25 protein-coding genes and 1 pseudogene are annotated in these 26,451 nt (G+C 61.0%); 24 read left to right on the top strand and 2 right to left on the bottom strand.

Annotation, left to right across the window (positions count from 1 at the left end; genetic code table 11):
* Nucleotides 1–107: 107 nt before the first annotated feature.
* From JWJ88_RS09685 to JWJ88_RS09645, 9 genes are all read left to right on the top strand, one after another.
* On the top strand, nucleotides 108–413 hold the full coding sequence (locus JWJ88_RS09685) for a zinc ribbon domain-containing protein (protein ID WP_240200149.1): 306 nt from the start codon (nucleotides 108–110) through the stop codon (nucleotides 411–413).
* On the top strand, nucleotides 410–595 hold the full coding sequence (locus tag JWJ88_RS09680) for a hypothetical protein (protein WP_205293869.1): 186 nt from the start codon (nucleotides 410–412) through the stop codon (nucleotides 593–595). Before JWJ88_RS09685 ends, JWJ88_RS09680 begins: the two co-directional genes overlap by 4 nt.
* Nucleotides 592–1,101 (top strand): hypothetical protein, encoded by a 510-nt coding sequence (locus JWJ88_RS09675; RefSeq protein ID WP_205293868.1) that lies wholly within the window; start codon nucleotides 592–594, stop codon nucleotides 1,099–1,101. Before JWJ88_RS09680 ends, JWJ88_RS09675 begins: the two co-directional genes overlap by 4 nt.
* Before the next feature lie 159 nt (nucleotides 1,102–1,260).
* Nucleotides 1,261–1,488 carry a helix-turn-helix domain-containing protein gene (locus JWJ88_RS22165; RefSeq protein ID WP_205293867.1) on the top strand — a complete coding sequence of 76 codons (228 nt, stop codon included), beginning with the start codon at nucleotides 1,261–1,263 and terminating at the stop codon, nucleotides 1,486–1,488.
* A gap of 206 nt (nucleotides 1,489–1,694) precedes the next feature.
* Nucleotides 1,695–2,222 carry a hypothetical protein gene (locus tag JWJ88_RS09665; RefSeq protein ID WP_205293866.1) on the top strand — a complete coding sequence of 176 codons (528 nt, stop codon included), beginning with the start codon at nucleotides 1,695–1,697 and terminating at the stop codon, nucleotides 2,220–2,222.
* 10 nt (nucleotides 2,223–2,232) lie between these two features.
* Entirely contained in the window at nucleotides 2,233–4,365 is a 2,133-nt protein-coding gene (locus JWJ88_RS09660) for a Mu transposase C-terminal domain-containing protein (RefSeq protein ID WP_205293865.1), read from the top strand.
* Nucleotides 4,355–5,353, top strand: coding sequence for an ATP-binding protein (locus JWJ88_RS09655; RefSeq protein ID WP_205293864.1), 999 nt, complete (start codon nucleotides 4,355–4,357; stop codon nucleotides 5,351–5,353). Before JWJ88_RS09660 ends, JWJ88_RS09655 begins: the two co-directional genes overlap by 11 nt.
* A gap of 1 nt (nucleotide 5,354) precedes the next feature.
* Nucleotides 5,355–6,878, top strand: coding sequence for a TniQ family protein (locus tag JWJ88_RS09650; protein WP_205293863.1), 1,524 nt, complete (start codon nucleotides 5,355–5,357; stop codon nucleotides 6,876–6,878).
* A complete protein-coding gene (locus tag JWJ88_RS09645) occupies nucleotides 6,862–7,569 on the top strand; it encodes a hypothetical protein (protein WP_090613908.1) in 708 nt (235 codons plus the stop codon). Before JWJ88_RS09650 ends, JWJ88_RS09645 begins: the two co-directional genes overlap by 17 nt.
* Nucleotides 7,570–7,830: 261 nt before the next feature.
* Here the strand turns inward: JWJ88_RS09645 and JWJ88_RS09640 are convergent, their stop codons facing one another.
* On the bottom strand, nucleotides 7,831–8,718 hold the full coding sequence (locus JWJ88_RS09640; protein ID WP_090613905.1) for a MurR/RpiR family transcriptional regulator: 888 nt from the start codon (nucleotides 8,716–8,718) through the stop codon (nucleotides 7,831–7,833).
* A 191-nt stretch (nucleotides 8,719–8,909) separates the two neighbouring features.
* On the opposite strand from JWJ88_RS09640, the gene JWJ88_RS09635 reads away from it, so the two are divergent.
* The 13 genes from JWJ88_RS09635 to JWJ88_RS09575 all read left to right on the top strand — a co-directional run bounded on the left by JWJ88_RS09635 (nucleotide 8,910) and on the right by JWJ88_RS09575 (nucleotide 22,499).
* Nucleotides 8,910–10,235 carry an aspartate aminotransferase family protein gene (locus JWJ88_RS09635; protein ID WP_205293862.1) on the top strand — a complete coding sequence of 442 codons (1,326 nt, stop codon included), beginning with the start codon at nucleotides 8,910–8,912 and terminating at the stop codon, nucleotides 10,233–10,235.
* 6 nt (nucleotides 10,236–10,241) lie between these two features.
* Nucleotides 10,242–11,735, top strand: coding sequence for a M81 family metallopeptidase (locus JWJ88_RS09630; protein WP_090613900.1), 1,494 nt, complete (start codon nucleotides 10,242–10,244; stop codon nucleotides 11,733–11,735).
* A complete protein-coding gene (locus JWJ88_RS09625; protein WP_205293861.1) occupies nucleotides 11,732–13,321 on the top strand; it encodes an ABC transporter substrate-binding protein in 1,590 nt (529 codons plus the stop codon). Before JWJ88_RS09630 ends, JWJ88_RS09625 begins: the two co-directional genes overlap by 4 nt.
* Before the next feature lie 53 nt (nucleotides 13,322–13,374).
* Entirely contained in the window at nucleotides 13,375–14,319 is a 945-nt protein-coding gene (locus tag JWJ88_RS09620) for an ABC transporter permease (protein WP_090613896.1), read from the top strand.
* Nucleotides 14,316–15,179, top strand: a complete 864-nt coding sequence (locus JWJ88_RS09615) for an ABC transporter permease (protein ID WP_090613893.1) — start codon at nucleotides 14,316–14,318, stop codon at nucleotides 15,177–15,179. Before JWJ88_RS09620 ends, JWJ88_RS09615 begins: the two co-directional genes overlap by 4 nt.
* Nucleotides 15,176–16,831 (top strand): ABC transporter ATP-binding protein, encoded by a 1,656-nt coding sequence (locus JWJ88_RS09610; RefSeq protein ID WP_090613891.1) that lies wholly within the window; start codon nucleotides 15,176–15,178, stop codon nucleotides 16,829–16,831. Before JWJ88_RS09615 ends, JWJ88_RS09610 begins: the two co-directional genes overlap by 4 nt.
* Complete coding sequence (locus JWJ88_RS09605) at nucleotides 16,828–17,685, top strand: carbon-nitrogen hydrolase family protein (protein WP_090613888.1); 858 nt, start codon at nucleotides 16,828–16,830, stop codon at nucleotides 17,683–17,685. The genes JWJ88_RS09610 and JWJ88_RS09605 overlap by 4 nt, the downstream gene beginning before the upstream one ends.
* A 12-nt stretch (nucleotides 17,686–17,697) precedes the next feature.
* Nucleotides 17,698–18,231: a carboxymuconolactone decarboxylase family protein gene (locus tag JWJ88_RS09600; protein ID WP_090613885.1), complete on the top strand. Its 534-nt coding sequence runs from the start codon at nucleotides 17,698–17,700 to the stop codon at nucleotides 18,229–18,231.
* 184 nt (nucleotides 18,232–18,415) lie between these two features.
* The gene (gene glnH / locus JWJ88_RS09595; protein WP_090613980.1) at nucleotides 18,416–19,153 is read left to right on the top strand and encodes a glutamine ABC transporter substrate-binding protein GlnH; all 738 of its coding nucleotides are present in this window, start codon (nucleotides 18,416–18,418) and stop codon (nucleotides 19,151–19,153) included.
* A gap of 75 nt (nucleotides 19,154–19,228) precedes the next feature.
* The gene (gene glnP / locus JWJ88_RS09590; protein WP_090613882.1) at nucleotides 19,229–19,885 is read left to right on the top strand and encodes a glutamine ABC transporter permease GlnP; all 657 of its coding nucleotides are present in this window, start codon (nucleotides 19,229–19,231) and stop codon (nucleotides 19,883–19,885) included.
* Nucleotides 19,882–20,610, top strand: coding sequence for a glutamine ABC transporter ATP-binding protein GlnQ (gene glnQ, locus JWJ88_RS09585; RefSeq protein WP_090613879.1), 729 nt, complete (start codon nucleotides 19,882–19,884; stop codon nucleotides 20,608–20,610). Before glnP ends, glnQ begins: the two co-directional genes overlap by 4 nt.
* Nucleotides 20,600–21,628: a C45 family autoproteolytic acyltransferase/hydolase gene (locus JWJ88_RS09580; protein WP_205293860.1), complete on the top strand. Its 1,029-nt coding sequence runs from the start codon at nucleotides 20,600–20,602 to the stop codon at nucleotides 21,626–21,628. Before glnQ ends, JWJ88_RS09580 begins: the two co-directional genes overlap by 11 nt.
* Nucleotides 21,576–22,499, top strand: coding sequence for a MurR/RpiR family transcriptional regulator (locus JWJ88_RS09575; protein ID WP_090613873.1), 924 nt, complete (start codon nucleotides 21,576–21,578; stop codon nucleotides 22,497–22,499). Before JWJ88_RS09580 ends, JWJ88_RS09575 begins: the two co-directional genes overlap by 53 nt.
* A gap of 473 nt (nucleotides 22,500–22,972) precedes the next feature.
* Here the strand turns inward: JWJ88_RS09575 and JWJ88_RS09570 are convergent.
* Nucleotides 22,973–24,323 (bottom strand): annotated as a pseudogene (locus JWJ88_RS09570) (transposase).
* Between the two features lie 305 nt (nucleotides 24,324–24,628).
* On the opposite strand from JWJ88_RS09570, the gene JWJ88_RS09565 reads away from it, so the two are divergent.
* Nucleotides 24,629–25,561: an IS5 family transposase gene (locus JWJ88_RS09565; RefSeq protein ID WP_205293859.1), complete on the top strand. Its 933-nt coding sequence runs from the start codon at nucleotides 24,629–24,631 to the stop codon at nucleotides 25,559–25,561.
* Between the two features lie 94 nt (nucleotides 25,562–25,655).
* Nucleotides 25,656–26,363: a hypothetical protein gene (locus JWJ88_RS09560; protein WP_205293858.1), complete on the top strand. Its 708-nt coding sequence runs from the start codon at nucleotides 25,656–25,658 to the stop codon at nucleotides 26,361–26,363.
* The last annotated feature ends 88 nt before the right edge of the window (nucleotides 26,364–26,451 follow it).

Genomic DNA, 26,451 nt, shown 5'->3' with positions numbered 1-26,451 from the left:
TCGTTTTCATGCACAATGCTATTGTGCGCCGACGCTTTTAACTCTACCTGTTTTAACTTTCATTCGACATTCAGGAGCCTGATATGCCCCAACAATGTCCGCATTGCATGAGTGAGATTCACGCTGAAGCGACAACCTGCCCGAGCTGCGGCGCACAACGCGGCATCCTGAAGCCGGGCTGGTCGGCTGAAAGATGGCGAGGTGCGGCGCAGATCATGTTCATCGGCGCAGGCCTCGCCGCGCTGATCGGCCTCGCTCTGGGCTATTCAGCGGCCACGAGCTCGTGGCAGGTAAACTGGGGCGTGGGCTTTTTCATGTTCATGCTGCTCAGCCCGTTCATGCTGCTTTTCGGCATTGCAGGGCTGGTGATGCACCGCTTCATTCCCCGGATGCAGGAAAGCTGGTTCCGATGAGCAGCCTGCGACGCAAACGGCAGATGGGCGGCCCCAAACGCACCTCGATCAGCCTTAGCCCTGAGGCGCATAAGTCTTTGCGTATCAAGGCCTTGCGGCGCGACATGACCATGAGCCAGCTGATCGCGCAGGCGCTGGCCGATGTAGGCGTCGATATCCCGGCCGAGGATCTGGAAGAATGAAGGCACATCTCGCCGCCCTGATGTTGGGGCTCGCCGGCCCGGCTCTGGCCGATGGCTGGTATTTCGAGGCCTCGCTGGAGGGTGGGGCCGAGTTCTGGACTTTCACCAACGAGACCGGCGATGTCAGCCCGCGCCGCCAGCGCGGCAACGAAATCTGGATCACCCGTACCGATGAGGCGAACGGCCTGGACGCGAATGGCACCTGCGATTTCAACAACTGCACGGTGACTGTCACGCTGGCTGGGCGCGGGCCTGCGGCCGGGGAGCGGGTCAGCATCCTGTTTTCGAACGGCGAGCGGCTGGATTTCGCGGCCAGCGGCAGTCAGGCGCTGATGAGTAATTACAGCACCGCCGGAATGGGGGCGACCAACCTGCTCGTCCACAATCTGCGCCGGGCAGCATGGGTCAAGATCGGGTTTGGCGGCATGCAGCATCGCTTCGATCTGGCGGGATCGGCGGCGGCACTGGACGCGATCAAGCCGTATCCGACGGGGAACGCGCAATAGCGGTCGGGCCCGAGCGGGAATTGCAAAAATCACCGGATTTCGGCGCGCCACTCTATCTAAATACAATTCGTTTTCAATGACATAGCAATAATTACTGCTCGCCTAGTGATTCGTTGTGTGCAATGGTGATTCGCGAATCATCTGCAAAAAGGCCTCGCTATGAACGATTGCTGCCATGAGATGTTACGGGCTCGCCTGAGACTCGCAGGCTCAAGCTTCAGCGCAATCGCTCGTGAGTTGGGTATCACGCCTTCATCGGTCAGCCTTGTTTCGCAAGGCCATAGGCGGTCTGAGAACGTAGAAAGGGCCATAGCTATTAAGCTTCAAACAAAGCCCGAAATCATTTGGCCTGCCCGCTATACGAAGGAGAGAAAAGTGACTCCCTAGAAAGCAAAAGGCCCCAGAGGCCGAGCCCCGGGACCTTGCTTAGGTTTGTCGATTTGGAATCCCGACACCCTGAGCATCCCAAACCTCGCATGCGAAGTCAAGGATCGGCGCAGCCTGCGTCGACCACAGCCTTCGTATTGCCTCATCTACCGTGGTCGCCTGAACACATGGGCGGCCACCTGTCAAAACTTTGCCAGGGATGTGACATGAACCCCTTCTTCCGTTTTCCCGTGCTGGCCGAGGCCAGCCGTATCGTTCCGGCGCGCTCAAAGGCGAGTGCGCGCGTTCAGGTTGTTGATGTGCGATCTTTTTTGCCCCGACCCGTCATCAGCAGGCTTGAATCTGGACTGGAGTCCCATTGCTGGGATCAACTGGTTGCGAACCCCGACATTCGTGAGGTGCAGGCGCAACCCCCTGCCATCAGCTACGTCGACACGCGGGGCAAGCGCGTCACTCATCATTTCGATTTTTTGGCGAAATATGTCGATGGCACAGCGAGTGCAGTGGCCGTTCGTCCTCTGGCGCGTGTGCGCAAGTACCGCTTCGAAGACACTCTGAGGCTCATCGCCGCGCAACTGCCCAGATCATTCGCGACACGGGTCCTGCTGTTCACCGATGCGGACGTGCCCCGGCAGACGATCGTTCCGCACGCCCCGACGACGCGTCTGATTGAGCGCGCCAAAGAGCTAGGCGCGCCCTTTGTCCCACCTTTCTCCCACATGATGCTCGCTTGAGAGGGCCGCTATGAAACACAGCGATTTCAAACGCCTCGATCTCGTCATTCTCGATGGTGCCGAATATCGGCTTTCTTCACATGATACTGACGGCATCGTCGTGGTCGGCATAGCAGCACCGCACATTACCCGCAGCATCACACACGGTGAATTAGAAGAGCTGCTTCGCAGTCCCCGCTTCCGTTATGTCGCGGAAGGAGCGTCACGCGCCGTCGCTGAGCGGGGGCTGGCCGGGTTGCCAGAACATTTCCGTGACCTCCCAGAAGCCAAGCGAGAGACAGCGCTGTGGAAGCAACTGTATGTGGAGGAACTGCTGCGATACATCGACGCCGGTCTGAGCAAGCGCAACGAACCATCCGTAAATGCCATTCTGCCCGCCATAATCGGGGCCGTGGAGATGGCGATCCGCAAACGCCAGCGTGGACTCGTAAAGCGCGCGGGGCGCAAAGAGGCCCTGAACACACCGCCCTGCGCGAAAACGTTGCTCACTTGGACACGAGACTATTTGAACAGCGGTTTTAACATCATGGCATTGGTTCCTCAAACGCATCGCTGCGGGAACAAACGTCACATGCTGCCCGGAGAACGCGCCGCCTTCGATGCGCTGATCGCTGAATATGCTTCTCCGCTTCGCCCGAGCATCGACGGCATCCACGAGAGGGCGATAAACCTTTATGCGGATTTCAATCGAGGGCGTGCTGAACAGGATCTGCCTAAACTAAAACCGCCGTCCCGCTCCTCGGTCTACCGTGCGATCAGGCAGATGGATCCCTACGAGAGCTACCTTCAACGCCACGGCGTGGATGCCGCCAACAAGAAATTCGCCATCATCGAATACGGCGTTCAAGTGCTTCGGCCGATGGAGCGGGTCGAGATCGATGAGTGGGAGGTCGATCTCATGACTTTGATCTCCGATGCAGGCCTGCTTGACCAGCTGACGGCGCAGCAGGCCTCCGCCCTCGAAGTGACGCGCCTTGTCGTCTGTGTTGCCATCGACTGCGCCACGCGCTGCGTTGTCGGGCTCACCCTATCCAGATCGACCAGTTCGCAAGCGGCTATCCGGACGCTGGACATGGTGACCACCGACAAAACTGCCATCGCGCTCAGTTTAGACTGTCGGGCTGGCTGGCATCAGGGCGGGCGCCCAGAATTCATCGCCGCCGACATGGGCTCTGCTTTCGTCAGCGAAGATTTAAAGATCGCCTGCGCGGGATTGCATGCGCGCCTGATGAATCCGGCTGGCGGCGTCGCCAAACTCCGGTCTCGCATTGAGCGCCTGTTCGGCACGTTTTCATCGCATTTCGTGAGCCGTTTCCGTGGGAGGACATTCTCAAACCCCGTACAGCGGGGCGATTACAATGCGGAAGCCGAAGCCTCGCTCACCGACCAGGACCTGCTGGCGGCACTCGTGACCTATATCGTCGACGTCTATCACCAACGCCCTCACGCCGGTCTTCAGGGCGAAACGCCGGCAGATTGTTGGGACCGACTTGTCGACAAATATGGCCTGCCTACACCGGTAGATGCAATGGACCGCCGGGCAATCTTTGGTGTGGAGCTTGATCGCACAATTTCTGGTCGAGGCGTGCGGGTGTTCGGCGCGGATTTTGCCTGTGACGAATTGCGCGACGCTTATAAGCATCGCCACCGACGGAAAGTGCGCCTCCGGTTCGATCAGATGGACCTCGGATGGATCGCCGTGGAGATCGACGGGACTTGGTATCCGGCTCATGATCTGTCCGGGGCGCTGTCGGGAATATCATTCTACCAATGGTCGGCTTTTGCCCAAACCGTCATGGAGCATAATCGCGAACGCGCGGAGGTTTCGGCGGAAATTTTACACGACGGGTTGCGCCGTCTCGATCAGCTCTCGACCGATGCCGCCAACGCCGCGCAGCTTGGACGGATGAAGTACTCCGCTGAGGAAATCGACAAGGCAGAGGAAAAACTCGGCCTTGGACTGCACCTGTTACCCGCAGTCTCCACGGATCAACCGCCAAGCGGCTCGGGGTGGTTGCAAGGTGGGTTTGAGGTTGGAAGTGCCGATGCCGACAGTGCCGATGCACCCCCTGCACCGGAAGATCCTCCTGCCGGCGGCACCCCACCGTCGCGTAAGAGCTGGAGGTTCGAAGATGACGAGTGACCTACGCACATCTCCGGACCAGATCGCGCGCGTCGCCGTATCCCTGCGCAAACACTTCGTGGCCCATCCGGGCTACGAAACCGTCAGACGGATTTTTGGTGAGATCATGGACAAGCGGCAGGCCGAACTGGACCTTGGCCTGACCGCTGAGGGCCGTGGAATCGCAGTCATCGGGGAATCCGGCAGCGGCAAAACTACTGCCATCCAAAGGATTTTGCGTCGAATTGACACCTCGGGCACCGAGCCCGGCGAATTTCGCTGGATCTCAATCCGGGTTCCAACGCCCGCCACCCAGAAGGACCTGGCTCGCGCGATCCTGCATGCGCTTGATTTCCAGCTGCTTCGCGACACCACAGCGTCGCGTATGTGGGAATTGGTCAATTTTCACCTGCAACTGAGGAGATGCTGGCTGATCCACCTTGATGAAGGTCAGGAGCTTGGAGGTCGGGGCTCGGACGCAGAGAAAGCAGGCGTGATCAACTCCCTGAAAAGCCTCATGCAGATTCCTTCTTGGCCGACCAATCTGGTTGTCAGCGGAACGCCAGAGCTCCATGAGCTGCTGACCCAGGATCCCCAGCTATCACGCCGCTTTTTCATCACCCGCTTTCTTCCGGTGACCGAATTCGACGCCCGCGATGATGTTGCCGAGTTGGTAGCCGGGTATGCAGGACTTGCAGACCTGCCAATGGCGTCAGATCTCGCGGACGTGGAGTTCGTACCCCGTTTGATCCATGCCGGGCGCGAACAGTTCGGCATCGTGGTCGAACTGATTATCGGTGCAATTACTTGCGCCCTGACGGACGGACATCCAGCGGTCGGCATTCAGGATTTCGCACGGTTCTACGCCGAGCGCAGCGGTGAAGGTGCTCTCCGAAACCCCTTTCTTGTGTCGGACTTCCGGAGTGTAAACACCGGACGCGCACCGCTTGAACCCGTTCTTTTAGCAGGCTTGCAAGGGCGTTCACGAAAGCCAAAGGGGAAGCGGTGAGATGATCTTTCCTGCCCCGCACACCCGAGAAACCGTCGCTTCCTATGGATACCGCATCGCCCGCCTGTCAGGCCTTTCATCGCTTCCCGAGATGGCCTACTTGTTCGATCTGGACCTCCGCGCCTTGCTGATGGGGGACAGGCACAGCGTCGAGCGTCTGGCCAGATACACGGGCTGTGACCCCGCCGCTCTCAGCAATGGTGCGCTCGACGCCAGCAATCCCCGACGGCTGCAACTCGGCGCCGATCCCCGGAACAAGGTCATGTGCGCCAAGGATCGCTTCCGATTTTGCCCGGCTTGTCTGGGTAACTTAGCAGATGGAAATCTAAGATCAGCTTGCCTTGCTCGCACGGATTGGCTGATCAATGCCAACCACGTTTGCGCCGAGCACGAGATCCGTCTGATGACGATAACCCCCCGCAAAGCTTCGCGCATCCAGCCGGATCTGTCGTCCTTGGTCTTGCAGCTGACGGCAGCACAGAAGGCAATGTGGCAACCTGATCGCCCAACCTCGATGGAGTGCTATATATCAGAGCGGTTGGGCGGGATGCATGCAGGCCGATGGATCGACGATCTTCAGCTCGATGTCATCATCCACACGGCGGAGGTGTTTGGCGCGATGGCTTCGCGTGGCGCCAACGCAAGCTGGCAAGATATTTCCGCTGACGAGCGCCGGCGACATGGATGTATCGGAGCGGCCGTTCTGACCGAGGGGCCAGCGGCCGTGAAGGATTTTCTGCACGATCAGATTGGTCGAGGCCGGCATGGCAACGATTATCGCAAGGCCTTCGGCAAGGCATTTGATCAATTCTACTTTCGAAAGGACCAGCCGGCTTACCGGCCGATATGCGAAGTCATGGCCAAATACGTTGGCGAGAATTTTCGCTTCACCGGGCAAGAGAAGGTTTTCGGCATTCCGACGCGTGGTATTCAGCCGACAACGCTGCGCTCTCTCTGCAAGCAGCACGGCATTGGAACGAAGATCACGTCACTTGTGCTGAAAGCACAATACGACATTCGGGCCGGGGAAAGCCACGTTGTCGATCCAGCGCTGATCGCAGAGCTTGCACCAAAGCTCAGAGACCTCCTCAACGCTCAAGATGCCGGACGTCACTTGGGCATATGTGTCGAGGTCTTGCGGACACTCATTGCGGACCAGCTTTTGCTGCCAGATTTCCGGTTCAACAATAGAATGATTGGGTTCAGGCCAGAGACTTTAGATGCATTCCTGGGCACCTGGATGGCTCCAACAAAAATTCGAAAGACACGGCGGAAAGTAGCTTGCAAACCGTTGACAATCTTCGCTCGCGCACACCGGACGCGAACATCGCATGTCCTGCTGGCGGCTGATGCCGCTGAGGTTAACTTCACCTACGATTGCAGGAAACAGGGACTCGGCGCATTGGGCATCGCGGAGAAGGACTCAGCTGCGGTATTGGAAAGGTTGCGCATTTTCTCCGGAAATAGGGCTGCGCTGGCGTCAACAGACTCAACAGGACTGAAAAACCATGGCAAGATTCAGTAAAGGTCGCAGGTCCCAGATTCCCTTTGGGGAGCTTTCCCGCCGCCGGCAGCGCGACGCCTTCGTTCAATTGCGGTGGCGGATCCTGTGCGATACGCCGCGCTATGGCGGTATATTCACCAGTCATCAAACGCTGGATGAGCCCGGACGACCCGATGTCTATAATCAGTGGTTCGATTTCATGTTTCTTAGCATGGATGGCCATACGATTTGGAATGCTGAGATCATCACAGGCCAGATGGCATTCTGGGACCAAGTCAGCGAACTGGCTTGGGAGCAAACCCAGTCTCTGCTGACCGAGGCCGAATTTGAGGCAGAGTTTCGTTGGAAAACCGTACAGGTGCCGTCGGTGCGTGGTCAGAAAATGCATCGGGTTATTTTCCCCGAACCGCGTCGCTATGTCTCCCTCGACGGCCTGACGGTACGAGAGCACCAGGAACGCACAGCATCGCAGATTCTGAAAGATTCCCCGCCAGATATCTATGAGTCCTTTGAAATTGATCGTTCGTACAGCTACGGCGTAGGACTGCATATGGTGGTGGATGCGCCGGTCATCGACCAAGGTATCATTGAGCGTGCTGTCCATACATTCCGAGAGCGTGGCGAGGGCGAATGGGTCAGTACGGTCCCGATTCCGCGCAACCATCTGCCGATGCAGACCGAAGCTAAGGCAATGGCTCCATACCGAGAGTAACACCTTGCCCTGTCAGCAGGTTGAACCGGCGACACGTGAAAAGAAGATATGGTGAGTGAGTTCAGCTATGTCGGTACTCTCGGTCCAAGACGCTTGTCAAGATGGTGGCAACGAAGGCTAATTACCGGCGACTGGGCCGCCCGATGAAGTATCGTTCACACTCAGCGCGAATATCCCGCCACTTGCTTATGGCCAATGAGCGCGGATGAAGCTCGCTTACGGGCAAAGGCAGCGGGCATGGTGAATCTTGGCGCGGCCCCACTACCTTTCAACAGGAACTGAACGCCGCTTCGGACCTGTGTAATATGTGTTCAACTCAAGCAGATGGCGGTCGGCGTTCTGCAACGCGGTCAGCGCGCCGTCGCGGTTGCGGTTGGCCAGCAGGCCGCACAGCACCTCGGAGACCGCCAAAGCCGGGGCCAGCGTATGAAAGAAGGTCGGGCTTTCGGTAGGGCACAGGATCACCTCGTCAGCTATGGCAACCAAGGGTGACACCTCGCTGTCGGTAATGGCCACCACGGCCAGTCCCTTGTCATGCGCCATGTTCGCCAGCTCCAACGAATGCCGCGCATAAGGGTTGATCGACATCACCAGCAGCACATCCTCGGGGCCGGCACTCATCAGCCCGTCGCCGACCGTGCCTGCCGGGCCGTCCAGATGCACGCTGCTCTCGCCCAGCAAGGTCATCACATAATGGAAATGCCACGCAACCAGATGGCATGAGCGCAGTCCGAGAACATAAATCTTGTGTGCTTCTGCAAGGCGTGCGGCGGCAGCTTCCATCTGGGCGATGGTAGCGGACTCTGTCAGGCGGGCGATCTGCATCGATAGGCTCTGCAGCATCTGTCCGGTCAGTCCTTCGCCGCTTGTGCTGGCGCGCTCTTGCTGGGCAGCGAAGCCGTCGCTGCGTTGGCGGATAGCCTGGGCATGATGGGTGCGGATGTCGTCATACCCGTTCATTCCCAGGAACTTTGCCAACCTCGTCATGGTCGAGGGCTGCACCCCGGCGTTGCGCGCCAGATGCCGCATCGAGACCAGCGCCACCTCATCGGGATGTTCCAGAATGTAGCGGGCGGCCCGCTGCAACTGCGAGGGCATGTCGTCAAAGATGGAGATCAGGCGGGCCCGCAGGGCGTCCTTGTGAGACATTCGTTCAAAGCCTTTTGGAAAGGAGAATGGATAGAACTGCGCCAAAGTGCAACAGATTTGGTCAGATGAAGGTGAAACAAACGTCCTGTTTGTGCTTACGTGAGACATTTGTTGCCAAACTGAGTCTATTTTGGCACAAATGGATCAGGGGCAGGGGGCAGGTGATTCCCCTTCATCAACGGGACAAGTCAATGACCAGAATTCTTCACCGCTCGATTGCGGCATCACTGCCGCATGCCGTCGCCGGACAAGGGGTCTATATTCAGGACGCCGCAGGGCGCAGCTATATCGACGGCTCCGGCGGTGCGGCGGTCAGCTGTCTGGGTCACGGCAACGTCGAGGTGCTGGACGCGATGCGCGCGCAGATGGATCGCATTGCCTATGCCCATACCTCGTTCTTCACCACCGATGCGGCCGAAGATCTGGCCGGGAAGCTTGTTGATCTGGCCCCCGAGGGATTGGACTATGTCTATCTCGTGTCTGGCGGATCAGAGGCGGTCGAAGCAGCACTGAAAATGGCGCGCCAGTATCTCGTCGAAATCGGCCAGCCACAGCGACGCCACATCATCGCGCGACGGCAAAGCTATCACGGCAACACGATCGGCGCGCTGGCCACGGGCGGCAATGCCTGGCGGCGCGCGCAGTTTCAGCCGATCCTGCCCGAGACGCATCACGTCTCGCCCTGCTATGCCTATCGGGATCAACGGCCTGACGAATCCGCCGACGATTATGCCCAGCGGCTGGCGGATGAACTGGATGCAAAGATCCGCGAACTAGGTGCGGATGAGGTCATCGCCTTCGTGGCCGAGCCGGTGGTCGGGGCCACGATGGGCGCTGTGCCGGCCGTGCCGGGCTACTTCCGTCGCATCCGCGAGGTCTGTGACCGCCACGGCGTTCTGCTGATCCTTGACGAGGTGATGTGCGGGATGGGCCGCACCGGAAGTCTGTTTGCCTGCGCTGCCGAGGGTGTGCGTCCTGATCTGGTCACCATCGCCAAGGGTCTGGGGGGCGGCTATCAGCCCATCGGCGCGGTGATGCTGTCGGATGCCATCTATCAGGCTTTCGCACAGGGCTCGGGTCTGTTCCAGCACGGTCACACCTATATCTGTCACCCGGTCGCCGCCGCCGCCGCCGGCAAGGTGGTCGAGATCCTTGCCCGCCCCGGCATGATGGAACAGGTCGTGGCAATGGGCGACCGCCTTCAGGCTGGATTGGAGGCCGCTTTGGGCCAGTCGCCTTTCGTCGGGGACATCCGGGGGCGGGGCCTGTTTCGCGGCATCGAACTGGTTGTCGACCGCGACAGCAAGACCCCCTTTGACCCCAAGATGCGCCTGCATGCCAGAATCAAGCGCGAGGCGATGGATCGCGGGCTGATGTGCTATCCGATGGGGGGCACGATCGACGGCGTGCGCGGCGATCACGTCCTGCTGGCGCCGCCCTATATCATCCAGCCCGAAGAGATTGATCAGATCGTCGAGCGTCTTGCCGGGGCGATTACCGCCGCGACGGCGGGCTAAAGCGCCATGACACCGCGTATCGCCTTTGCCGGGTTCAATCTGGAATCGGTCAGTTCGGTTCCGCAGCGTGTCGAACTGGATGAATTCCAGCGCGTCTGCACACGCGGCGATGAGATCCCCGCCCGGTTTCGCGGCACGAACACAGTTCCCGGCGGCTGCATGGCGATTTGCGAAGCCGAGGGTGCCGAGTTCGTGCCGCTGTTTCATACGCTTCTGGGCGCGCTTGGTCCGGCCAGCGACGAAGCGGTCCAGTTCTACACCCGCGAATTGCTGGATGGCGTGGCACAGGCAGCGCCGCTGGACGGGATCGTCCTGTTCCTGCACGGGGCCTGCTGGGCCGAGGGCTATGCGGATGTCGAACGTCACGTCATCGACAGCCTGCGTGCTGCAAAGCCCGATCTGCCTATCGCGGTGGCGCTGGACTATCACGGCAATGTCGATGCGCGGATGCTGCGCGGTGCGGATATCGCCGTCGCCTATCGCCATTCGCCGCATATCGATATGGGCGAGACCGGAGAGCGTGCCACCCGCGCCCTGCTGCGCATGATCCGCGAGGGGCGGCGGCCCGGCCTCGCGGTGGCGCGGCCGGGAATCGTGATCCCCTCGATCATGTCGGCGACCTCATTGATGCCACTGTCTCGGATCATGGCCGAGGCGCGTAAGGCACCTGACTGCGACATCTCGGTCATGGCGGGCTTTTCCTATGCCGATGCCGGGAATACCGGCATGTCGGTCATCTGCATGGATTGGGCAGGCCAGACCTCGGCCGAGGCGCGGGCACTGGAATTCTCTGGCAAGCTGTATGATCTGCGGGCCGAACTTTCGGCGGCGGTGCCGGTGCTGACGGTGGACGAAGCACTGGCCGATCTGGCGGCGCATCCGGCCACGGGACGTCCGGTCGTGCTGCTGGAACATGCCGACCGGATGAACGATTCCACCCATTTTCTGCGGGCGCTGCTGGAGCATGATCCTGGCCCGGTAATGGTGCCGTTCCTTCTGGACCCGGAATCGGCGGTCCAGGCGCATGCGGCGGGCGCGGGCAATCGCATCGCGCTGTCGCTTGCGGGTAAAAGCGCGCCCGAAACCGGCGGTCCCGTGGCGGTTCAGGCCGATATTCTGTGGACCGGGCAGAAGTCCTTTACCGTGTCAGGTCGCTATCAGCAGGGCAGCCATGTCGATCTGGGGCTGACGGCGCTGATCCAGATCGGGCGCGTCCGGGTGTCGGTCGTGTCGCATTTCGCCTTTGCGGTGGATGGCGACGCTTTCACCATCTTTGGTGAAAGCCCCCAAGACTACGAGATCATCCTGCTGCGCTCCAAGACGCATTTCCGCGACTTCTACGAACCCTTGGCGGAGCGCATCCTTGTGGTCGATACCCCTGATCTTGGGCCTGCGAACGTGCAGCTGATCCCCTATCGGCGGCTGGATACGGCCCGCATGTGGCCGTGGTGCAAAACGCCGGACAACACAAAAAAACCAGAAACAGGAGAGGTAAAATGACGATTACGGGATTGCGCGCCCTTGGCATGGCCGCGATGGCGGCATGTTGGATGCAGGCCGTGCCTGCGCTGGCCGAGACCGAGCTGAACGTGGTGATGCAGGCGCCGTTGCGCACGCTGGACCCGCATCTGAGCACGGCGCAGATCGTGCGGACGCATGGCTTCATGGTGTTCGACACCCTGCTGGGCATGGATGCGGATTACAAACCGCAGCCGCAGATGGCGGATTACGCTGTCTCGGACGACGGGCTGACCTATACCTTCACCCTGCGCGACGGGCTGAAATGGCATGACGGCAGCGATGTCACCGCCGAGGATTGCGTGGCCTCGCTGAAACGCTGGGCCGCGAATGATGCGGCAGGCAAGACAATGATGGACTATGTAGCCTCGATCGAGGCCACCTCGGACAAGGTTCTGGTGCTGACGCTGGCGCAACCCTTTGGCCATGTGCTGGAACTGCTGGCCAAACCCTCGCCCGTTCCGCCCTTCATGATGCCGAAGCGGCTGGCGGAAACGCCCTCGGGTGAACAGGTGACGGATATGATCGGCTCGGGACCGTTCAAATTCGTGGCCGGGGAATACCGCCCCGGCGATCAGGCCGTCTATGTGAAGAACGACGACTATGTCCCGCGCAGCGAGCCGATGAGCTGGACCGCAGGCGGCAAGGTCGTCAACGTGGACAAGGTGGTGTGGAAGGCGATGCCGGACATGCAGACCTCGATCAATGCGTTGCAATCGGGCGATGTGGACCTGATCGAGCAGGTGGCCATCGATCTGCTGCCGCTGCTGCAGATGAACGATGAGGTCGAATACGGCGTGCTGAACCCACTGGGCATTCAGGTCACGGGCCGCTTCAATCACCGCCTGCCGCCCTTCGACAATGCCGATGTGCGCCGCGCCGCCATGTATGCGCTGGATCAGGAGCAACTGATGCAGACGGCCATCGGCGACCCTGAATATTACACACTCTGCGTTTCGGCCTATGGCTGCGAGGTGCCGCTGGCTTCGGATGCCGGTGCGGAATATCTGACGGGCAGCGCTGATGAGCGCATGGCCAAGGCAAAAGAGCTGCTGGCGGGATCCGGCTATGACGGCACGCCCGTCCTGATGATGCAGCCGACCGACCTGACCATCCTGTCCACCCAGCCTATCGTTGCCGCCGAGCGCCTGCGCGAGGCAGGCTTCACGGTCGAGGTCGCGTCGATGGACTGGGCCACGCTGCAATCGCGCAAGAACGGCTGGCAACCCGTGGCCGAAGGCGGCTGGAACATGCTGTTCACCTATTGGGGCGTGACCGGCATCTGGAATCCGCTGGTTCATGCGCTGCTGGATGGTTCGGGCAGCGACACCGCCTGGGCCGGCTGGCCCGTCAGCCCCGAAATCGAGGCGCTGCGCAAAGAATACCTCGTCAGCGGTGATCTTGAAGATCAGAAGCGTATCGCATCTGAGATCCAGAGCATCGCCTATGACCAGGGCTTCTATTTCAACGCCGGAGAGGCGCAGACGGTCGCGGCCTGGACCAAAGGGATCGCCGATCTTCAGCCCGGCCCGATCATGCTGTTCTGGGGCGTGACCAAGCCCGAATAAGACCGTGCGGCGGGCGACGGTCCGCCGCCATCCCCTTTTCAACAGAGGATGCCATGGCCTATTATCTGATACGCCGGTTGCTGATGGCGATCCCCGTCATGGGGCTTATCGCGCTGATCGTCTTTCTGCTGTTGCGGCTGACGCCGGGTGATCCGGCGCAGGCCATCGCGGGCGATCAGGCCACCCCTGAACAGATCGCCGCGATCCGCGACAGTCTGGGGCTGGATGCGCCGCTGATGTCGCAATTCGTGACATGGACCGGGAACATGCTGCGCGGCGATTTCGGCTATTCGCTGATCTCGCAGCGACCGGTGCTGGAAATGATCGGCCAGCGGGTCGGGCCGACGCTGGCGCTGGCGACGGTGGCGATGATCCTGACCGTGGTGATCTCGATTCCGCTGGGCATTCTGGCTGCACGCCGGCACGGCCAGCTTCTCGACCGCTTTGTCATGTCGCTCTCCGTCATCGGCTTTTCGGTGCCGATCTTCGTCATTGGCTATGTGCTGATCGGCATCTTCGCCGTTAACCTGAAATGGTTTCCGGTGCAGGGCTACAAGCCGCTGGCCGACGGGCTGTGGCCTTTCCTTCACCGTATCTTCCTGCCCGGGCTGGCACTGTCCTCGATCTATATCGCGCTGGTTTCGCGCATGACCCGGGCCGCAATGCTGGAGGTCCTGCGCGAGGATTATGTCCGGACCGCCCGTGCAAAGGGCCTGTCCGAGCGCGTGGTCCTGTTTCGTCACGCGCTGCGCAATGCCGCCATCCCGATCCTGACGGTTGTGGGGACGGGGTTTGCAATGATGATCTCGGGCGTGGTCGTGACGGAAACGGTGTTCAACGTTCCCGGTCTGGGACGGCTGGTCGTCGATGCGGTGCTGGCGCGGGATTATCCGCTGATTCAGGCGATCATTCTGCTGACCGCAGGCACCTACGTTGTCATCAACCTGCTGATCGACATTTCCTATGCCATGACAGATCCAAGGATCCGCTACCAATGACCGCGCCCGTCACCCCCGCGCTGCCGCGCCGCCGATTGGCCGAGAACCTGCCGCACTGGACCATCATCCTGTCGCTGGTTGTCCTGACCGCCACGGTCGTCATGGCTGTATTCGCGCCGCAGCTCGCCAATTTTTCACCCACGCAGTTGAACGCCGCTGCGCGACTGCAACCAGCCTCTGACATCTATTGGCTGGGCACCGACAGCTTTGGGCGCGACCTGTATTCCCGCGTCATCTACGGGGCGCGGGTGTCGCTGCTGGTCGGCGCAGGCGTTGCGGCAGGGTCGATCCTGATCGGCCTGCCGCTGGGTCTGCTGGCGGGCTGGTTCCGAGGCTTTGATGCCGTCATCATGCGGGTCATGGACGGGATGATGGCGATTCCCGGCATCCTTCTGGCCATCGCCATCGTCGCGCTGACCAAGGCCGGGCTGGTGACGGTGATCATCGCCATCATGCTGCCCGAGATCCCGCAGGTCGTGCGGCTGGTCCGGTCCCGCGTCCTGGCTGCAAAAGCGGAATCCTATGTCGAGGCCGCGCAGCTTCTGGGCACCCCGGCGCCGACGCTGATCATGCGTCATCTCATGCCCGCGACCGTTGCGCCGCTGATCGTGCAGGCGACCTATATTTATGCCTCGGCCATCCTGACGGAAGCCGCGCTCTCCTTTCTGGGCGTCGGCATCGGCACCGAAACTCCCACCTGGGGCAACATCATGGCCGAAGGGCGGCTTTACTTCGCCATGAAGCCCTGGCTGGTCTATTGGCCTGCCATCGTGCTGTCGCTGTGTATCCTGTCGATCAATCTGCTGGGCGACGCGCTGCGCGACCGCCTTGACCCGAAGATGAAGGGAAGAGGCGAATGACCGCCGCACCTGTGCTGTCCATCCGTGACCTGCGCGTTTCCACCACCGGCCGCGCCCCGGCCGAGATCCTCAAGGGCATCGGCTTTGACATCGCGCCGGGCGAGACCGTCTGTCTGGTGGGCGAATCCGGCTCGGGCAAGTCGGTCACATCGCTGGTGACGATGGACCTGTTGCCGCAGGGCGAGTTGCAGGTCACGGGCGGGTCGGTTCTGCTGAACGGCGAGGACATCATGACCGCCACCCCCGCCCGCACCAAGACGCTGCGCGGTGCGGAAATGGCAATGATCTTTCAAGAGCCGATGACGGCACTGAACCCGGTGCTGAAGATCGGGCTGCAGATGGATGAGGTGTATCAGACCCATCGCAAGATGCGGCCCTCGGAACGGCGGCAGGCTGCGCTCGAGATGTTTGCCTCGGTTCATCTGCCCGATCCACCGCGCATTTACGACAGCTATCCGCACCAGCTTTCGGGTGGTCAGCGCCAGCGGGTGATGATCGCGATGGCGCTGGCGCTGAGACCGAAACTGCTGATCGCGGACGAGCCGACAACGGCACTGGACGTGACGACGCAGAAGCAGATCCTGACGTTGATCAGCGAATTGCAGGAACAGCAGGACACGGCCGTTCTGTTCATCACGCATGACATGGGCGTGGTTGCCGATATCGCCGACCGGGTCTGTGTCATGCGCCACGGCGAGATGGTCGAGACCGGAACGGTCGATCAGGTGCTGGCCCACCCGAGCCAGCCCTATACGCAGGCGCTGTTGCGCGCTGTGCCCTCGCTGACCCCGCGCGCGCCGCGCCCCGGCACGGAAGGCCCCGCCGTGATCGAGGTCAGGTCGCTGGAAAAGGTTTTTGAGATCGGCTCGTTGCCCGCGCGGCTTCTTGGTCGCGTACCGCATCGCGTGCAGGCCGTCGATACCGTGAACTTCACGCTGTCGCGTGGCCGCACATTGGGGATCGTCGGCGAAAGCGGGTCCGGCAAGTCCACCGTGGCGCGCTGTGTGCTGCGGCTGGAGGATCCGACTGCGGGCGAAATCCTGATCGACGGGCAGGACATCGCCCGGCTGCACGGTCCGCGCGCGCTGGCCCCGGCGCGGCGACGGGTGCAGATGGTGTTCCAGGATCCGAACCGTTCGCTGAACCCGCGCCTGCGTATCGCCGACAGCATGATCGAGGGACCGCTGAACCTGGGCGAAAGCCGCGCCTCGGCTCTTGAGCGGGCAGGGGAGTTGATCGAGGTCGTCGGTCTGCCGCGTGCCAGCCTGCGACGCTTTCCGCATCAGTTCTCGGGCGGGCAACGACAGCGCATCGCCATCGCGCGGGCGTTGATGATGGATCCCGAGGTCATCGTGGCGGACGAGGCGGTGTCGGCTCTGGACGTGTCGGTTCAGGCTCAGGTGCTGGAGCTTCTGGCCGAGTTGCAGGCCAAGCGCGATCTGGCGATCCTGTTCATCACGCATGATCTGCGTGTCGCCGCCCAGATCTGCGACGATGTGATGGTGATGCGGCGCGGGTCCGTGGTCGAATATGGCCCTGCCGCCGAGGTGCTGGCCCATCCCGGCGACGACTATACCCGTGCGTTGCTTGCCGCAGCGCCCGGCCGCGAATGGGACTTCGCGCATGGTCGGCGACTGGCGGCGCCGGCATGATCGCCGCAAGTCTGGTCCAGATGGATGTGGCGCCGCTTGATCCGGTGGGGAATCTGCGGCGCATCCATCAGCATATCGCTACCGAAGCGGCGTCGGGGGCGCAGCTGATCCTGTTCCCCGAACTGGCGAATACCGGCTATGTCGAGCCACTGGTGCCCGGTGGCCCGATGACGCGGCCAGCGGCGGACTACGCGCTTGCGCTGTGGCAGGCCTGCGCGGCGCCGGACGGCCCCGAAATCGCCGCATTGTCCGAGGCGGCACAGCACCATGGCGTCCATATCGTCATTGGACTGGGGATGCGCGATCCGCTGCGCGACGGGGTCATGCGCAACACCTCACTGCTGATCGAGCCGGGGGGCGTGCTGGGCAGCTATGTAAAGCTGCATCAATGGCAAAACGAAAAGTTGTATTTCACCCGGGGCGACCGGATCGACTGTTTCCCCTTTGGCGACACCCGGCTGGGGATGCAGATCTGCTACGATATCCGCTTCCCCGAGATCACCCGCATCATGGCCATGCAGGGGGCAGGGATCGTGACCTCGGTCTGGGCGTCGTTCGGCGGGCAGGACGTGCCGGTTGCCGACGAGGGCCTGTTCATTCACCGCGCCTATACCCGCGCGACCGAAAACGGGGTGTTCTTTCTCAGTTGCAACCGCAGCGGCAGTCATGGCGGGCAGCGTTTCTTTGGCCGCTCCTGCGCGCTTGCCCCGGATGGCACGGTGCTGGGCGCGCTGGATCACGACGGCGAGGATGTCCTGCGGGTCGGGATCGACCTGTCGCTGATCGCCCGCTATCGCGGCTTCACCGGAATCTGGGCCGATCGCGCGTCCGAGATCTATGCGAAATACCTGTAAACGGAGCCTGACATGACCTCGCCCTGTCCCCCTATTTCCGACGCCGACTGGCCCGCCGACATTGCCGATCTGCGCGATGGGTTTGCCGGCGCGCTGAACGTCTATCGCACCATGGCGCATCATCCTGCACTGCTGCGGGCCTGGGCTCCGCTGCGGCAGCATGTGGTCAAGGACACGGCCCTTGGCGCGATCAATTCCGAGTTGGTCATCCTTCGGGCAGCGCATCGGATGGGTTCGGCCTATGAATGGGCGCATCACGTTCATCGCGCCCGGATACTGGGCATGGACGACAGCCGCATCCGGGCGATGCGCGGCAACCCTTCAGGCAATGACGGGCTGATTGCGCAGGCGGTCGATCAACTGTTCGACCAGCGCCGGCTCAGCGGGGGGCTTGAACAGGCGCTGGCCGAAACCTTTGGGCGGGAAGCGGTTTACGACCTGATCGCAACGGTCGGCTTCTATTCGGTGCTGGGCTATCTGCTGATGACTTACAGGACACCGATAGATTCGGATGTCGCGGCGGAAATGGCGGATCACCCGCTGTAACAGGTGCAAAGCCTCCGGGCTGTCCAGAGGCTGGGCAGGACGGGCCCGATCTGCACAAATTCCGCACCACGGAGCATCTCACCCCATCTGAGTACGCAAGTTTATTTGCGCGAATTCTATTTTCATGCAAAAATGATTGCATCAATAAAGTTCGATGCAAGCGAACCAGATCAGGGAGATCAGAATGAAAAGATTGATTGCCGCCGCTCTTACGGCATTCACGATGACGGCTGGTGCCGCCGTTGCAGATGACCTTGTCGTCGCAACGGACACCGCTTTCGTCCCGTTCGAGTTCAAGGACGGCGACACCTATGTCGGCTTCGACATCGACATGTGGGACGCCATCGCCAAGGAACTTGGCGTGAGCTATGAACTGCGCCCGATGGATTTCGCCGGCATCATTCCGGCCTTGCAGACCGGGCAGGTCGATTTGGCGCTGGCCGGCATCACCATCAAGCCCGAACGTCAGGAAGCCATCGACTTTTCGGACGGCTATTATGACAGCGGCCTGATGCTGATGGTGCCCGCCGACAGCCAGATCACCGGTCCGGCCGATCTGGCGGGCAAGACGCTGGCGGTCAAGACCGGCACCTCGTCATCGGATTATGCCGAAGAGAATTTCAAGGAAACCACGCTGCGCAAGTTCCCCAACATCGATAACGCCTATCTTGAACTGCGCACCGACGGCGTCGATGCGGCGATGCATGACACGCCGAACGTGCTTTATTACATCAAGGAAGCCGGCAACGGGCAGGTCAAAGCCGTCGGCGATCAGATGATGGGCCACGAATACGGTATCGGTTTCCCGAAAGGCAGCGAACTGACCGAAAAGGTCAACAGCGCGCTTGCCAAGATGAAGGAAGACGGTCGTTACGACGCCATCTACGAAAAATGGTTCGGGACCAAGCCGCCGGCGAAATGATCCGCGCGTGACGTTCTGACAGGGCGCGTGCGACTGGCCCGCGCCCGTTTTTCCCGAGACAACGGAGGATTATCCGTGGAAATTGACTGGTCCGTCGTTCCGGGCATCATGCCGCAACTGCTTGCGGGCGCCAAAATCACCATCTTCATCGCTTTGATCGGTTTGATCGGCGGCACCATCCTTGGCCTGATCGCCGGGCTGATGCGGGCCTATGGCGGCCCCGTCCTGAACGGCATTGCGCTGATCTATGTCGAACTGATCCGCGGCACGCCCATCGTCGTGCAGGTGATGTTTCTGTATTTCGCCATGCCGGTACTGCTGGGCATCCGCATGGACCCGATGAGCGCGGCCTGCCTTGCCATCGTCGTCAATGCCGGTGCCTATATCGCGGAAATCGTGCGCGGCGCATTCCTGTCGATCCCGCGCGGCCTGACCGAGGCCGGGCTGGCGATGGGCCTGCCGCATTGGAAGGTGCTGACCCATATCGTCGGCCCGCTGGCGTTCCGCCGTCTTATCCCGCCATTGGGCAACCAGTTCATCGTCTCGTTGAAGGACACATCGCTGTTCATCGTCATCGGCGTGGGCGAGTTGACGCGGACGGGGCAGGAAATCATGGCCTCGAACTTTCGCGCGGTCGAGATCTGGACCGCCGTCGCGGTGCTGTATCTGCTGATGACCGGAACCCTGTCACTGGCCCTGCGCCTGCTTGAAAAACGCATGAGGATCCTGTGAGCATCATCGAATTCCAGAAGACCTCGAAGCATTTCGGCGATCTGAAGGTGCTGGATCAGGTCGACCTGTCCATCAACGAAGGCGAGGTGGTCGTCCTGATCGGCCCTTCGGGCTCGGGCAAGTCCACCCTGCTGCGCTGCATCAACGGGCTTGAGGAAATCTCGGGCGGCGATCTGATCGTGGACGGCATTTCGGTTAAGGCCGGGGGGCGGCAGTTGCGCCGTATCCGGCAAGAAGCCGGCATGGTGTTTCAGCAGTTTAACCTGTTTCCGCAGATGACAGCCTTGCAGAACGTCGCTTTCGGACCCCGCAAGGTGCGCGGCCTTAGCAAGGCCGAAGCCGAGGCGCAGGCGATGGACCTGCTGGACAAGGTCGGATTGAAGGCGCGGGCGCATCACCTGCCTTCGGCGCTGTCGGGCGGACAGCAGCAGCGCGTGGCGATTGCCCGGGCGCTGGCGATCCGGCCCAAGGTCATGCTCTTTGACGAGCCGACCTCGGCCCTTGATCCCGAACTGAAGCAAGAGGTTCTGTCCGTCATGCGTGCTGTGGCGCAGGAAGGCATGACCATGGTTGTCGTGACGCACGAAATGGGCTTTGCTCGTCAGGTCGGCACGCGGCTGATCTTTATGGAACACGGAAAGATTTCGGTTGATGGCGACCCGCGCGAGATGATCGCCAATCCTCCGAACGACCGGCTGAAGGACTTTCTGCAACATGTCGAATGACATCCTGGCCCGTGATCTGGGCTGGCGGCGCGTGTCTGGCGCGCCGCATGATCTGGGCCTTGCATTGGGTCAGGCCGCCCGCGATGCCGTGAGCCGCCACCTGACCCGCCATCCGCTGTGGGCAGAGGTCACCTCGCATCACCACACGTCCCGTGTCGCCCGGATGGCACAGGCGACTCAGGCGCGCTTTCCCGCGATCTGGGCCGAAATCAAAGGGTTGGCGGCGGGGCTGGACATACCGCTGATGCAGGTCTTTGCGTGGAACTGCCGGGGCGATCTGCTGGCCTCGGTCCCCGATGGCTGCACCACCGTGATGCTGCCCGGCGAAACTCCGGTGCTGGCCCATAATGAGGACGGCCTGCCGTTTTTTCGCGGGTCCTGCTTCATCGCCGAAGCCGCCCCGCAGGACGGGCCCGGCTTTCACGCCTTCTGCTATCCCGGCTCGATTCCCGGCCATACCTTCGCCTTCAACAGCGCCGGGCTGGCGCAGACCGTCAACAATCTGCGGCTGACGGGCGTCGAGGCGGACATCCCGCGCATGGTTCTTGGCCGCGCGGTGTTGGGCTGCACGACACTGGATCAGGCCATAGCAACCCTTGCCGATGCGCCGTCGGGCGGGTTCCATTTCGCGCTGAGCCATACTGACGACCGCCGTATCCTGTCGGTCGAGTTCGGCGGCGGCGATACCTCTGTTGTGGAAATCACAAAGCCGGCCCTGCACGCCAACCACGCGCTTCATCTGCAAGGCGGGCTGAGGGGGCAGATCATCACCCGGTCCTCGGCGGACCGGCAGCGGCGCGGCAAAGTCATGATCGCTGACGGGGCCGAAGTTCTTGCGATCCTGCGCGACGGCGATCTTTCGGGGCTTCCCATTCGCCGGGACGCATCGGATGATCCGGACGAAGAAAATACCTTGGGCACGGCGGTTCTGACGCTTGCGCGGGGGGCGCTTAGCTGGAGCATTTATGACTGTGCCACTGGAAAGCCCGCCTATCACGGCAGCACCCGACACGCTTGATGGTCTGCGGGCGCTCGCTCTGGAAATCGGGCGCGGCGCCGCGCCGATAACACTTGGCTCGAAAGCTGCGGCAGCATTGTCGCGCCTGATTGAGATGGTGGGCAGCCCGGCGCTGCTGTCGATCACGACCCTTGCCGGTGAACTTGGTGTCAATCCCTCGACCCTCACCCGGCTGGCGCGGTCACTCGGCTATTCGGGCTTTCCGGCCTTGCAGCAGGTGCTGCTTTCGGCTTCCATGGCAGCGCCCGGGGCATTCTATTCGCGGCAGGCGCAGGCCGCGTTGCAGGGCCGCGCCCCGGCGCGCGCCCGCGCGGAACAGCTCTGCCATGAAAATCAGGCCAATATCGCCCGCTTCATCGAAAACTTTGATGAGACGGCTTTCAGTCTGGCCACCAGACTGATTCTGAATGCGCCCCGCGTCACGGTTCACGGGATCCGGCAGTTCCATTCGGTGGCAAGTTTTCTGGTCTATGGCCTGCGCATGATCCGTTCCGACGTGCAGTTGCTGGATGCCAACAATCTTGGCACGGCCGAGGGGCTGGCCCTGCTGGGGGCGGGCGATGTGCTGATTTCGGTCAGTTGCGCGCCCTATTCTTCACAGGTGGTCGATGTCGCGGCCATTGCCGCCGACATCGGTCTGGACGTCATCGCCCTAACGGATCGCGCGGCCTCGCCTCTGGTCGGGCCGTCACGCGCCGCCATTCTGGTCGAACACAAATCAAGCTTTCTGTCCAACAGCATGGGCGCCTTCATGGTCGCGATCGAGTGCCTCATCAACAGTTGCGCCACCGCCCGCCCCGAGGCGGCCCGCAAGGCGCTGAAAGACCGAGACGACATGATCGAGAGGCTAGGGATCGAACGGACAGGGTAGATGGCGTAATCCCTTCCGGCTCTGTCTTTGAAGCAACGCTATTTGGAATGCCTCAGACCCCATCAAAATCCTCGCCTGCTCCTGCGAGGCGGTCTGCCTTGGCGCTGGATGCAATGCGGCAAGATTCCTCGAGGATAGAGGTCCGTCCATCTACGTGTCGTGAAACAAAAGGCAATCGATAAAAAACGCGCTGGTCAAAACCACTGGATTCGTTCAAGATTCTCAGAAGAACAAAGCGAGACTTGATGAAATTTCAAAATGTTGTGGCGTTTCAGAGAGTCTTGCCTTTTGTGTCAAAAGGCGACCCTCTGGTGAGGTCAAGAGCTTCGCGGCTGAGTTCGCCTGCCCGGCCCGCTTGCATGCAACTTTGCCGTGTAACCCCAGAGGCGATCGTCGGTCAACGGCCGATTCTGTTGAAAAAGTCGGCCTTCTTTTTGACGCTGTAACCGCGATGCACGTCAGCTATTGTCATTTCAGGCGCCCTCTGGCGTCATCGGCAGCAGTTTCGCCAGCTTCCTCAGGTTCTGGACGGTGGCGGCCAGGAGGAATTCGTCTTTCGCTCCATTCGGCCCGCGCAGGCGCAAGCGGTCGAGCCGCATGATGCGCTTGAGGTGAGCGAAGAGCATCTCGACCTTCTTTCTGGCATAGCCTGAAGCCGCATAGGCATCGGTCTTTGCCAGTTGCCGCGCATAATCCCGGGCGTCCTCATGCTTGTGCCGGGCGATCCTGCGGGCCTCGACATTCGGTGTGCATTTAGCTTTCAGGACGCAGGCCGAGCAATCGTGCTTGCTGGCATAGTATCTGGTCGCGCCGTCCTTGCAGACCCCGGTTCGCTGCTGGCGCCAGTATTTCTTCAGCTTCTTTCCTCCCGGGCAGGTATATTCATTGGCCTCTGGATCGAAGGAGAAGGCCGTGGCCGGAAAGGCGCCATCGCTGCGCTCGGTTTTGTCAAAGACCGGGATGTGAGGGTCGATGCCCTGTTCATCGACCAGCCAGCCCAGCATCTCGCCCGCCCCATAGGCGGTATCGGCGACCAGTGTTTCAGGATGAAGGCCGAACGTGTCCTCTGTGCGCAGGATCATATTGCGCACGGATCCGACCTCGGCCTGTCGCACCGGCGCGGTCGCCTCGACATCCACGATGATCGCATGCTCCAGATCGACCAGATAGTTGGTGCTGTAGGCAAAAAAGGGGCGATCACCGTTCGCCCCGGTGAAGCGGGCGGCAGGATCACTGGGGGACAGGGTCTTGGGCTGCACCGTTGTCGCGCCGCCGAATGCCGCATCATCAAGGGTGTCGAGATATTCCTGCACCGCACGGCTGGCACTTTCGCTCGCCGACCAGTGCTCGGTCTGCATCTTGTTGTAGCGGCTTGCATCGCGAAGCATCCGCCCCGAACAGGCGGCCACCAACAAGCCCCTCCGCGATGCAACGAGCCAGAACGGTCTCGAAGACCTGCCGCAGCAGATCGTAATCGCGGAACCGGCCATGGCGGTTCTTCGAAAAGGTCGAATGGTCCGGAACCGGATCCGTCAGGTCGAGGCGGCAGAACCAGCGATAGGCCAGGTTCAGTCCCACCTCTTCGCACAGCCGCCGCTCGGAACGTATTCCGTAGCAATAGCCGACCAACAGCATGCGGATCATCAGTTCGGGATCGACGGAAGGCCTGCCGGTCGAGCTATAGGAAGGGGCAAGCAATGGCCGAACCGATGACAGGTCAACGAAGTGGTCCAAAGAGCGCAGCAGGTGATCAGCTGGCACCATGGCTTCCAGCGAGAAGTCGTAGAAAAGCTGACCTTGAGCGATCTGACGAGGCCCCATCATTGCCGCTACCTCCATGCTTTTCAAAAGTGAATCAGCTCGAAGGCCGCCCGGCAACAGGGTTTTTCAACAGAATCGGCCCTTTGCTGCCGGTCGGCCTCGCTCTGTGCTGCGCGGCCGCATTCCCCGATGCTGCCGCTCGACTGGTGCCGCAGCGAAGCTCCGGCGAATATGGTAACGACGCGGGACCAAGCTGCCGCTTTCAGATGCGGCAGAACAAGACGCAACGTCGACGCCAAACGGCGTTGTTGCAGAAGTCACGCTCCTGCAGGATTCCGTTTACGAATCCATGCGGCTAGGCTTTAGCCATGAGTAAGCCTGAGCCTGCCCGCTACCACACGACGAACTGGAAGAGCTATAACGAAGCGCTGAAGCGACGAGGCTCCCTGTTGATCTGGCTGGACAAGGATATGGTCTGGCGAGCTGCGAAAGCCGGGCGTAATGGCCGACCGCCGGTATTCAGCGATGCTGCAATCCAATTCTGTTTGATGGTGAAAGTGCTGTTCGGGTTGCCGCTGAGACAAACGACTGGGATGGTGGCGAGCATCCTATCGATGGCCGGTCTCGACTGGCCGGTGCCGGACTTCTCCACCCTGAGTCGCCGCCAGAAACGCATCACGGTGCAGATATCGAGCCGCCGTGCGCCAGGGCCACTGAACCTGCTGGTCGATAGCACCGGGATCAAGTTCCTGGGTGACGGTGAATGGCTGGCGCGCAAGCATGGCACACAGCGCCGACGCCAATATCGCAAGGTTCATCTGGCGATGGACACGGCCACCGGCGACATCCGCGCCGTAGAATTCACCTCGAGCGACAAGGGCGACAGCCCAATTCTGCCCCATCTGCTGGAGCAGATCCAACCCGCCGAACAGATCGGCACCGTGACCGGCGACGGCGCCTATGATACACGACGCTGCCACACCGCAATCCTGGAGCGCGGTGGCACGGCGGTCATACCGATCCGCAGGAATGGGCGACGATGGCGGGAGGACTGCCCTGCCGCGCGAGCCCGCAACGAGACCCTCAAAGCCACACAACGTCTGGGACGAGCGGCCTGGAAACGGTGGTCTGGATATCACGCCCGAAGTCGGATCGAAGCAAAGATGAGATGCCTCAAGGCCTTCGGCGAACGCATCGCATCACGCGACCCGGACCGTCAAACAGCCGAGGTCCAGATCCGCGTTGCACTCATCAACCGTTTCAATGCGCTCGGCACCGCCGAGATCGAACGCGTGGCATAACGTCAACGGGGAAAGGGGCACATCCGACTGCTGCCTGACTTCTGCAACAACGTCGCTGCGCTGGCGTCAACAGCCTCAACAGGACTGAAAAACCATGGCAAGATTCAGTAAAGGTCGCAGGTCCCAGCTTCCCTTTGGCGAGCTTTCCCGCCGCCGGCAGCGCGATGCCTTCGTGCAGCTGCGTTGGCGGATCGTGCGCGATACGCCGCGCTATGGCGGTATGTTCACCAGCCATCAGCTGCTGGATGAGCCCGGACGACCGGATATCTATAATCAGTGGTTCGATTTCCTGTTTCTTGGCATGGATGGCCACACGATTTGGAATGCTGAGATCATCACAGGCCAGATGGCATTCTGGGACCAAGTCAGCGAACTGGCTTGGGAGCAAACCCAGTCTCTGCTGACCGAGGCCGAGTTTGAGGCAGAGTTTCGTTGGAAAACCGTACAGGTGCCGTCGGTGCGTGGTCAGAAAATGCATCGGGTTATTTTTCCCGAACCGCGTCGCTATGTCTCCCTCGACGGCCTGACGGTACGAGAGCACCAGGAACGCACAGCATCGCAGATTCTGAAAGATTCCCCGCCAGATATCTATGAGTCCTTTGAAATTGATCGTTCGTACAGCTACGGGGTAGGACTGCATATGGTGGTGGATGCGCCGGTCATCGACCAAGGTATCATTGAGCGTGCTGTCCATACATTCCGAGATCGTGGCGAGGGCGAATGGGTCAGTACGGTCCCGATTCCGCGCAACCATCTGCCGATGCAGACCGAAGCTAAGGCAATGGCTCCATACCGGGACTGAAGCATCTTGCCCTGTCAGCTGGTTGGACCGGTGGTATGTATGCAAGAACGAAGCATTGCAATCGCATCAGGCCAAGCGCTTGGGCGTG

Source organism: Paracoccus methylovorus, from assembly GCF_016919705.1.
Lineage (GTDB): Bacteria > Pseudomonadota > Alphaproteobacteria > Rhodobacterales > Rhodobacteraceae > Paracoccus > Paracoccus methylovorus.
Note: the sequence above shows the minus strand (reverse complement) of the source record. Positions and strands in the feature narration are given on the sequence as shown.

Coding starts and splice junctions, on each gene's coding strand:
- JWJ88_RS09615 (WP_090613893.1), top strand. CDS start 14,316: ATGACCGCGCCCGTCACCCCCGCGCTGCCGCGCCGCCGATTGGCCGAG.
- JWJ88_RS09650 (WP_205293863.1), top strand. CDS start 5,355: ATGATCTTTCCTGCCCCGCACACCCGAGAAACCGTCGCTTCCTATGGA.
- JWJ88_RS09660 (WP_205293865.1), top strand. CDS start 2,233: ATGAAACACAGCGATTTCAAACGCCTCGATCTCGTCATTCTCGATGGT.
- JWJ88_RS09645 (WP_090613908.1), top strand. CDS start 6,862: ATGGCAAGATTCAGTAAAGGTCGCAGGTCCCAGATTCCCTTTGGGGAG.
- JWJ88_RS09630 (WP_090613900.1), top strand. CDS start 10,242: ATGACACCGCGTATCGCCTTTGCCGGGTTCAATCTGGAATCGGTCAGT.
- JWJ88_RS09610 (WP_090613891.1), top strand. CDS start 15,176: ATGACCGCCGCACCTGTGCTGTCCATCCGTGACCTGCGCGTTTCCACC.
- glnH (WP_090613980.1), top strand. CDS start 18,416: ATGAAAAGATTGATTGCCGCCGCTCTTACGGCATTCACGATGACGGCT.
- JWJ88_RS09560 (WP_205293858.1), top strand. CDS start 25,656: ATGGCAAGATTCAGTAAAGGTCGCAGGTCCCAGCTTCCCTTTGGCGAG.
- JWJ88_RS09600 (WP_090613885.1), top strand. CDS start 17,698: ATGACCTCGCCCTGTCCCCCTATTTCCGACGCCGACTGGCCCGCCGAC.
- JWJ88_RS09665 (WP_205293866.1), top strand. CDS start 1,695: ATGAACCCCTTCTTCCGTTTTCCCGTGCTGGCCGAGGCCAGCCGTATC.
- JWJ88_RS09675 (WP_205293868.1), top strand. CDS start 592: ATGAAGGCACATCTCGCCGCCCTGATGTTGGGGCTCGCCGGCCCGGCT.
- JWJ88_RS22165 (WP_205293867.1), top strand. CDS start 1,261: ATGAACGATTGCTGCCATGAGATGTTACGGGCTCGCCTGAGACTCGCA.
- JWJ88_RS09605 (WP_090613888.1), top strand. CDS start 16,828: ATGATCGCCGCAAGTCTGGTCCAGATGGATGTGGCGCCGCTTGATCCG.
- JWJ88_RS09580 (WP_205293860.1), top strand. CDS start 20,600: ATGTCGAATGACATCCTGGCCCGTGATCTGGGCTGGCGGCGCGTGTCT.
- JWJ88_RS09655 (WP_205293864.1), top strand. CDS start 4,355: ATGACGAGTGACCTACGCACATCTCCGGACCAGATCGCGCGCGTCGCC.
- JWJ88_RS09565 (WP_205293859.1), top strand. CDS start 24,629: ATGAGTAAGCCTGAGCCTGCCCGCTACCACACGACGAACTGGAAGAGC.
- JWJ88_RS09575 (WP_090613873.1), top strand. CDS start 21,576: ATGACTGTGCCACTGGAAAGCCCGCCTATCACGGCAGCACCCGACACG.
- JWJ88_RS09680 (WP_205293869.1), top strand. CDS start 410: ATGAGCAGCCTGCGACGCAAACGGCAGATGGGCGGCCCCAAACGCACC.
- JWJ88_RS09625 (WP_205293861.1), top strand. CDS start 11,732: ATGACGATTACGGGATTGCGCGCCCTTGGCATGGCCGCGATGGCGGCA.
- JWJ88_RS09620 (WP_090613896.1), top strand. CDS start 13,375: ATGGCCTATTATCTGATACGCCGGTTGCTGATGGCGATCCCCGTCATG.
- JWJ88_RS09685 (WP_240200149.1), top strand. CDS start 108: ATGAGTGAGATTCACGCTGAAGCGACAACCTGCCCGAGCTGCGGCGCA.
- JWJ88_RS09635 (WP_205293862.1), top strand. CDS start 8,910: ATGACCAGAATTCTTCACCGCTCGATTGCGGCATCACTGCCGCATGCC.
- JWJ88_RS09640 (WP_090613905.1), bottom strand. CDS start 8,718: ATGTCTCACAAGGACGCCCTGCGGGCCCGCCTGATCTCCATCTTTGAC.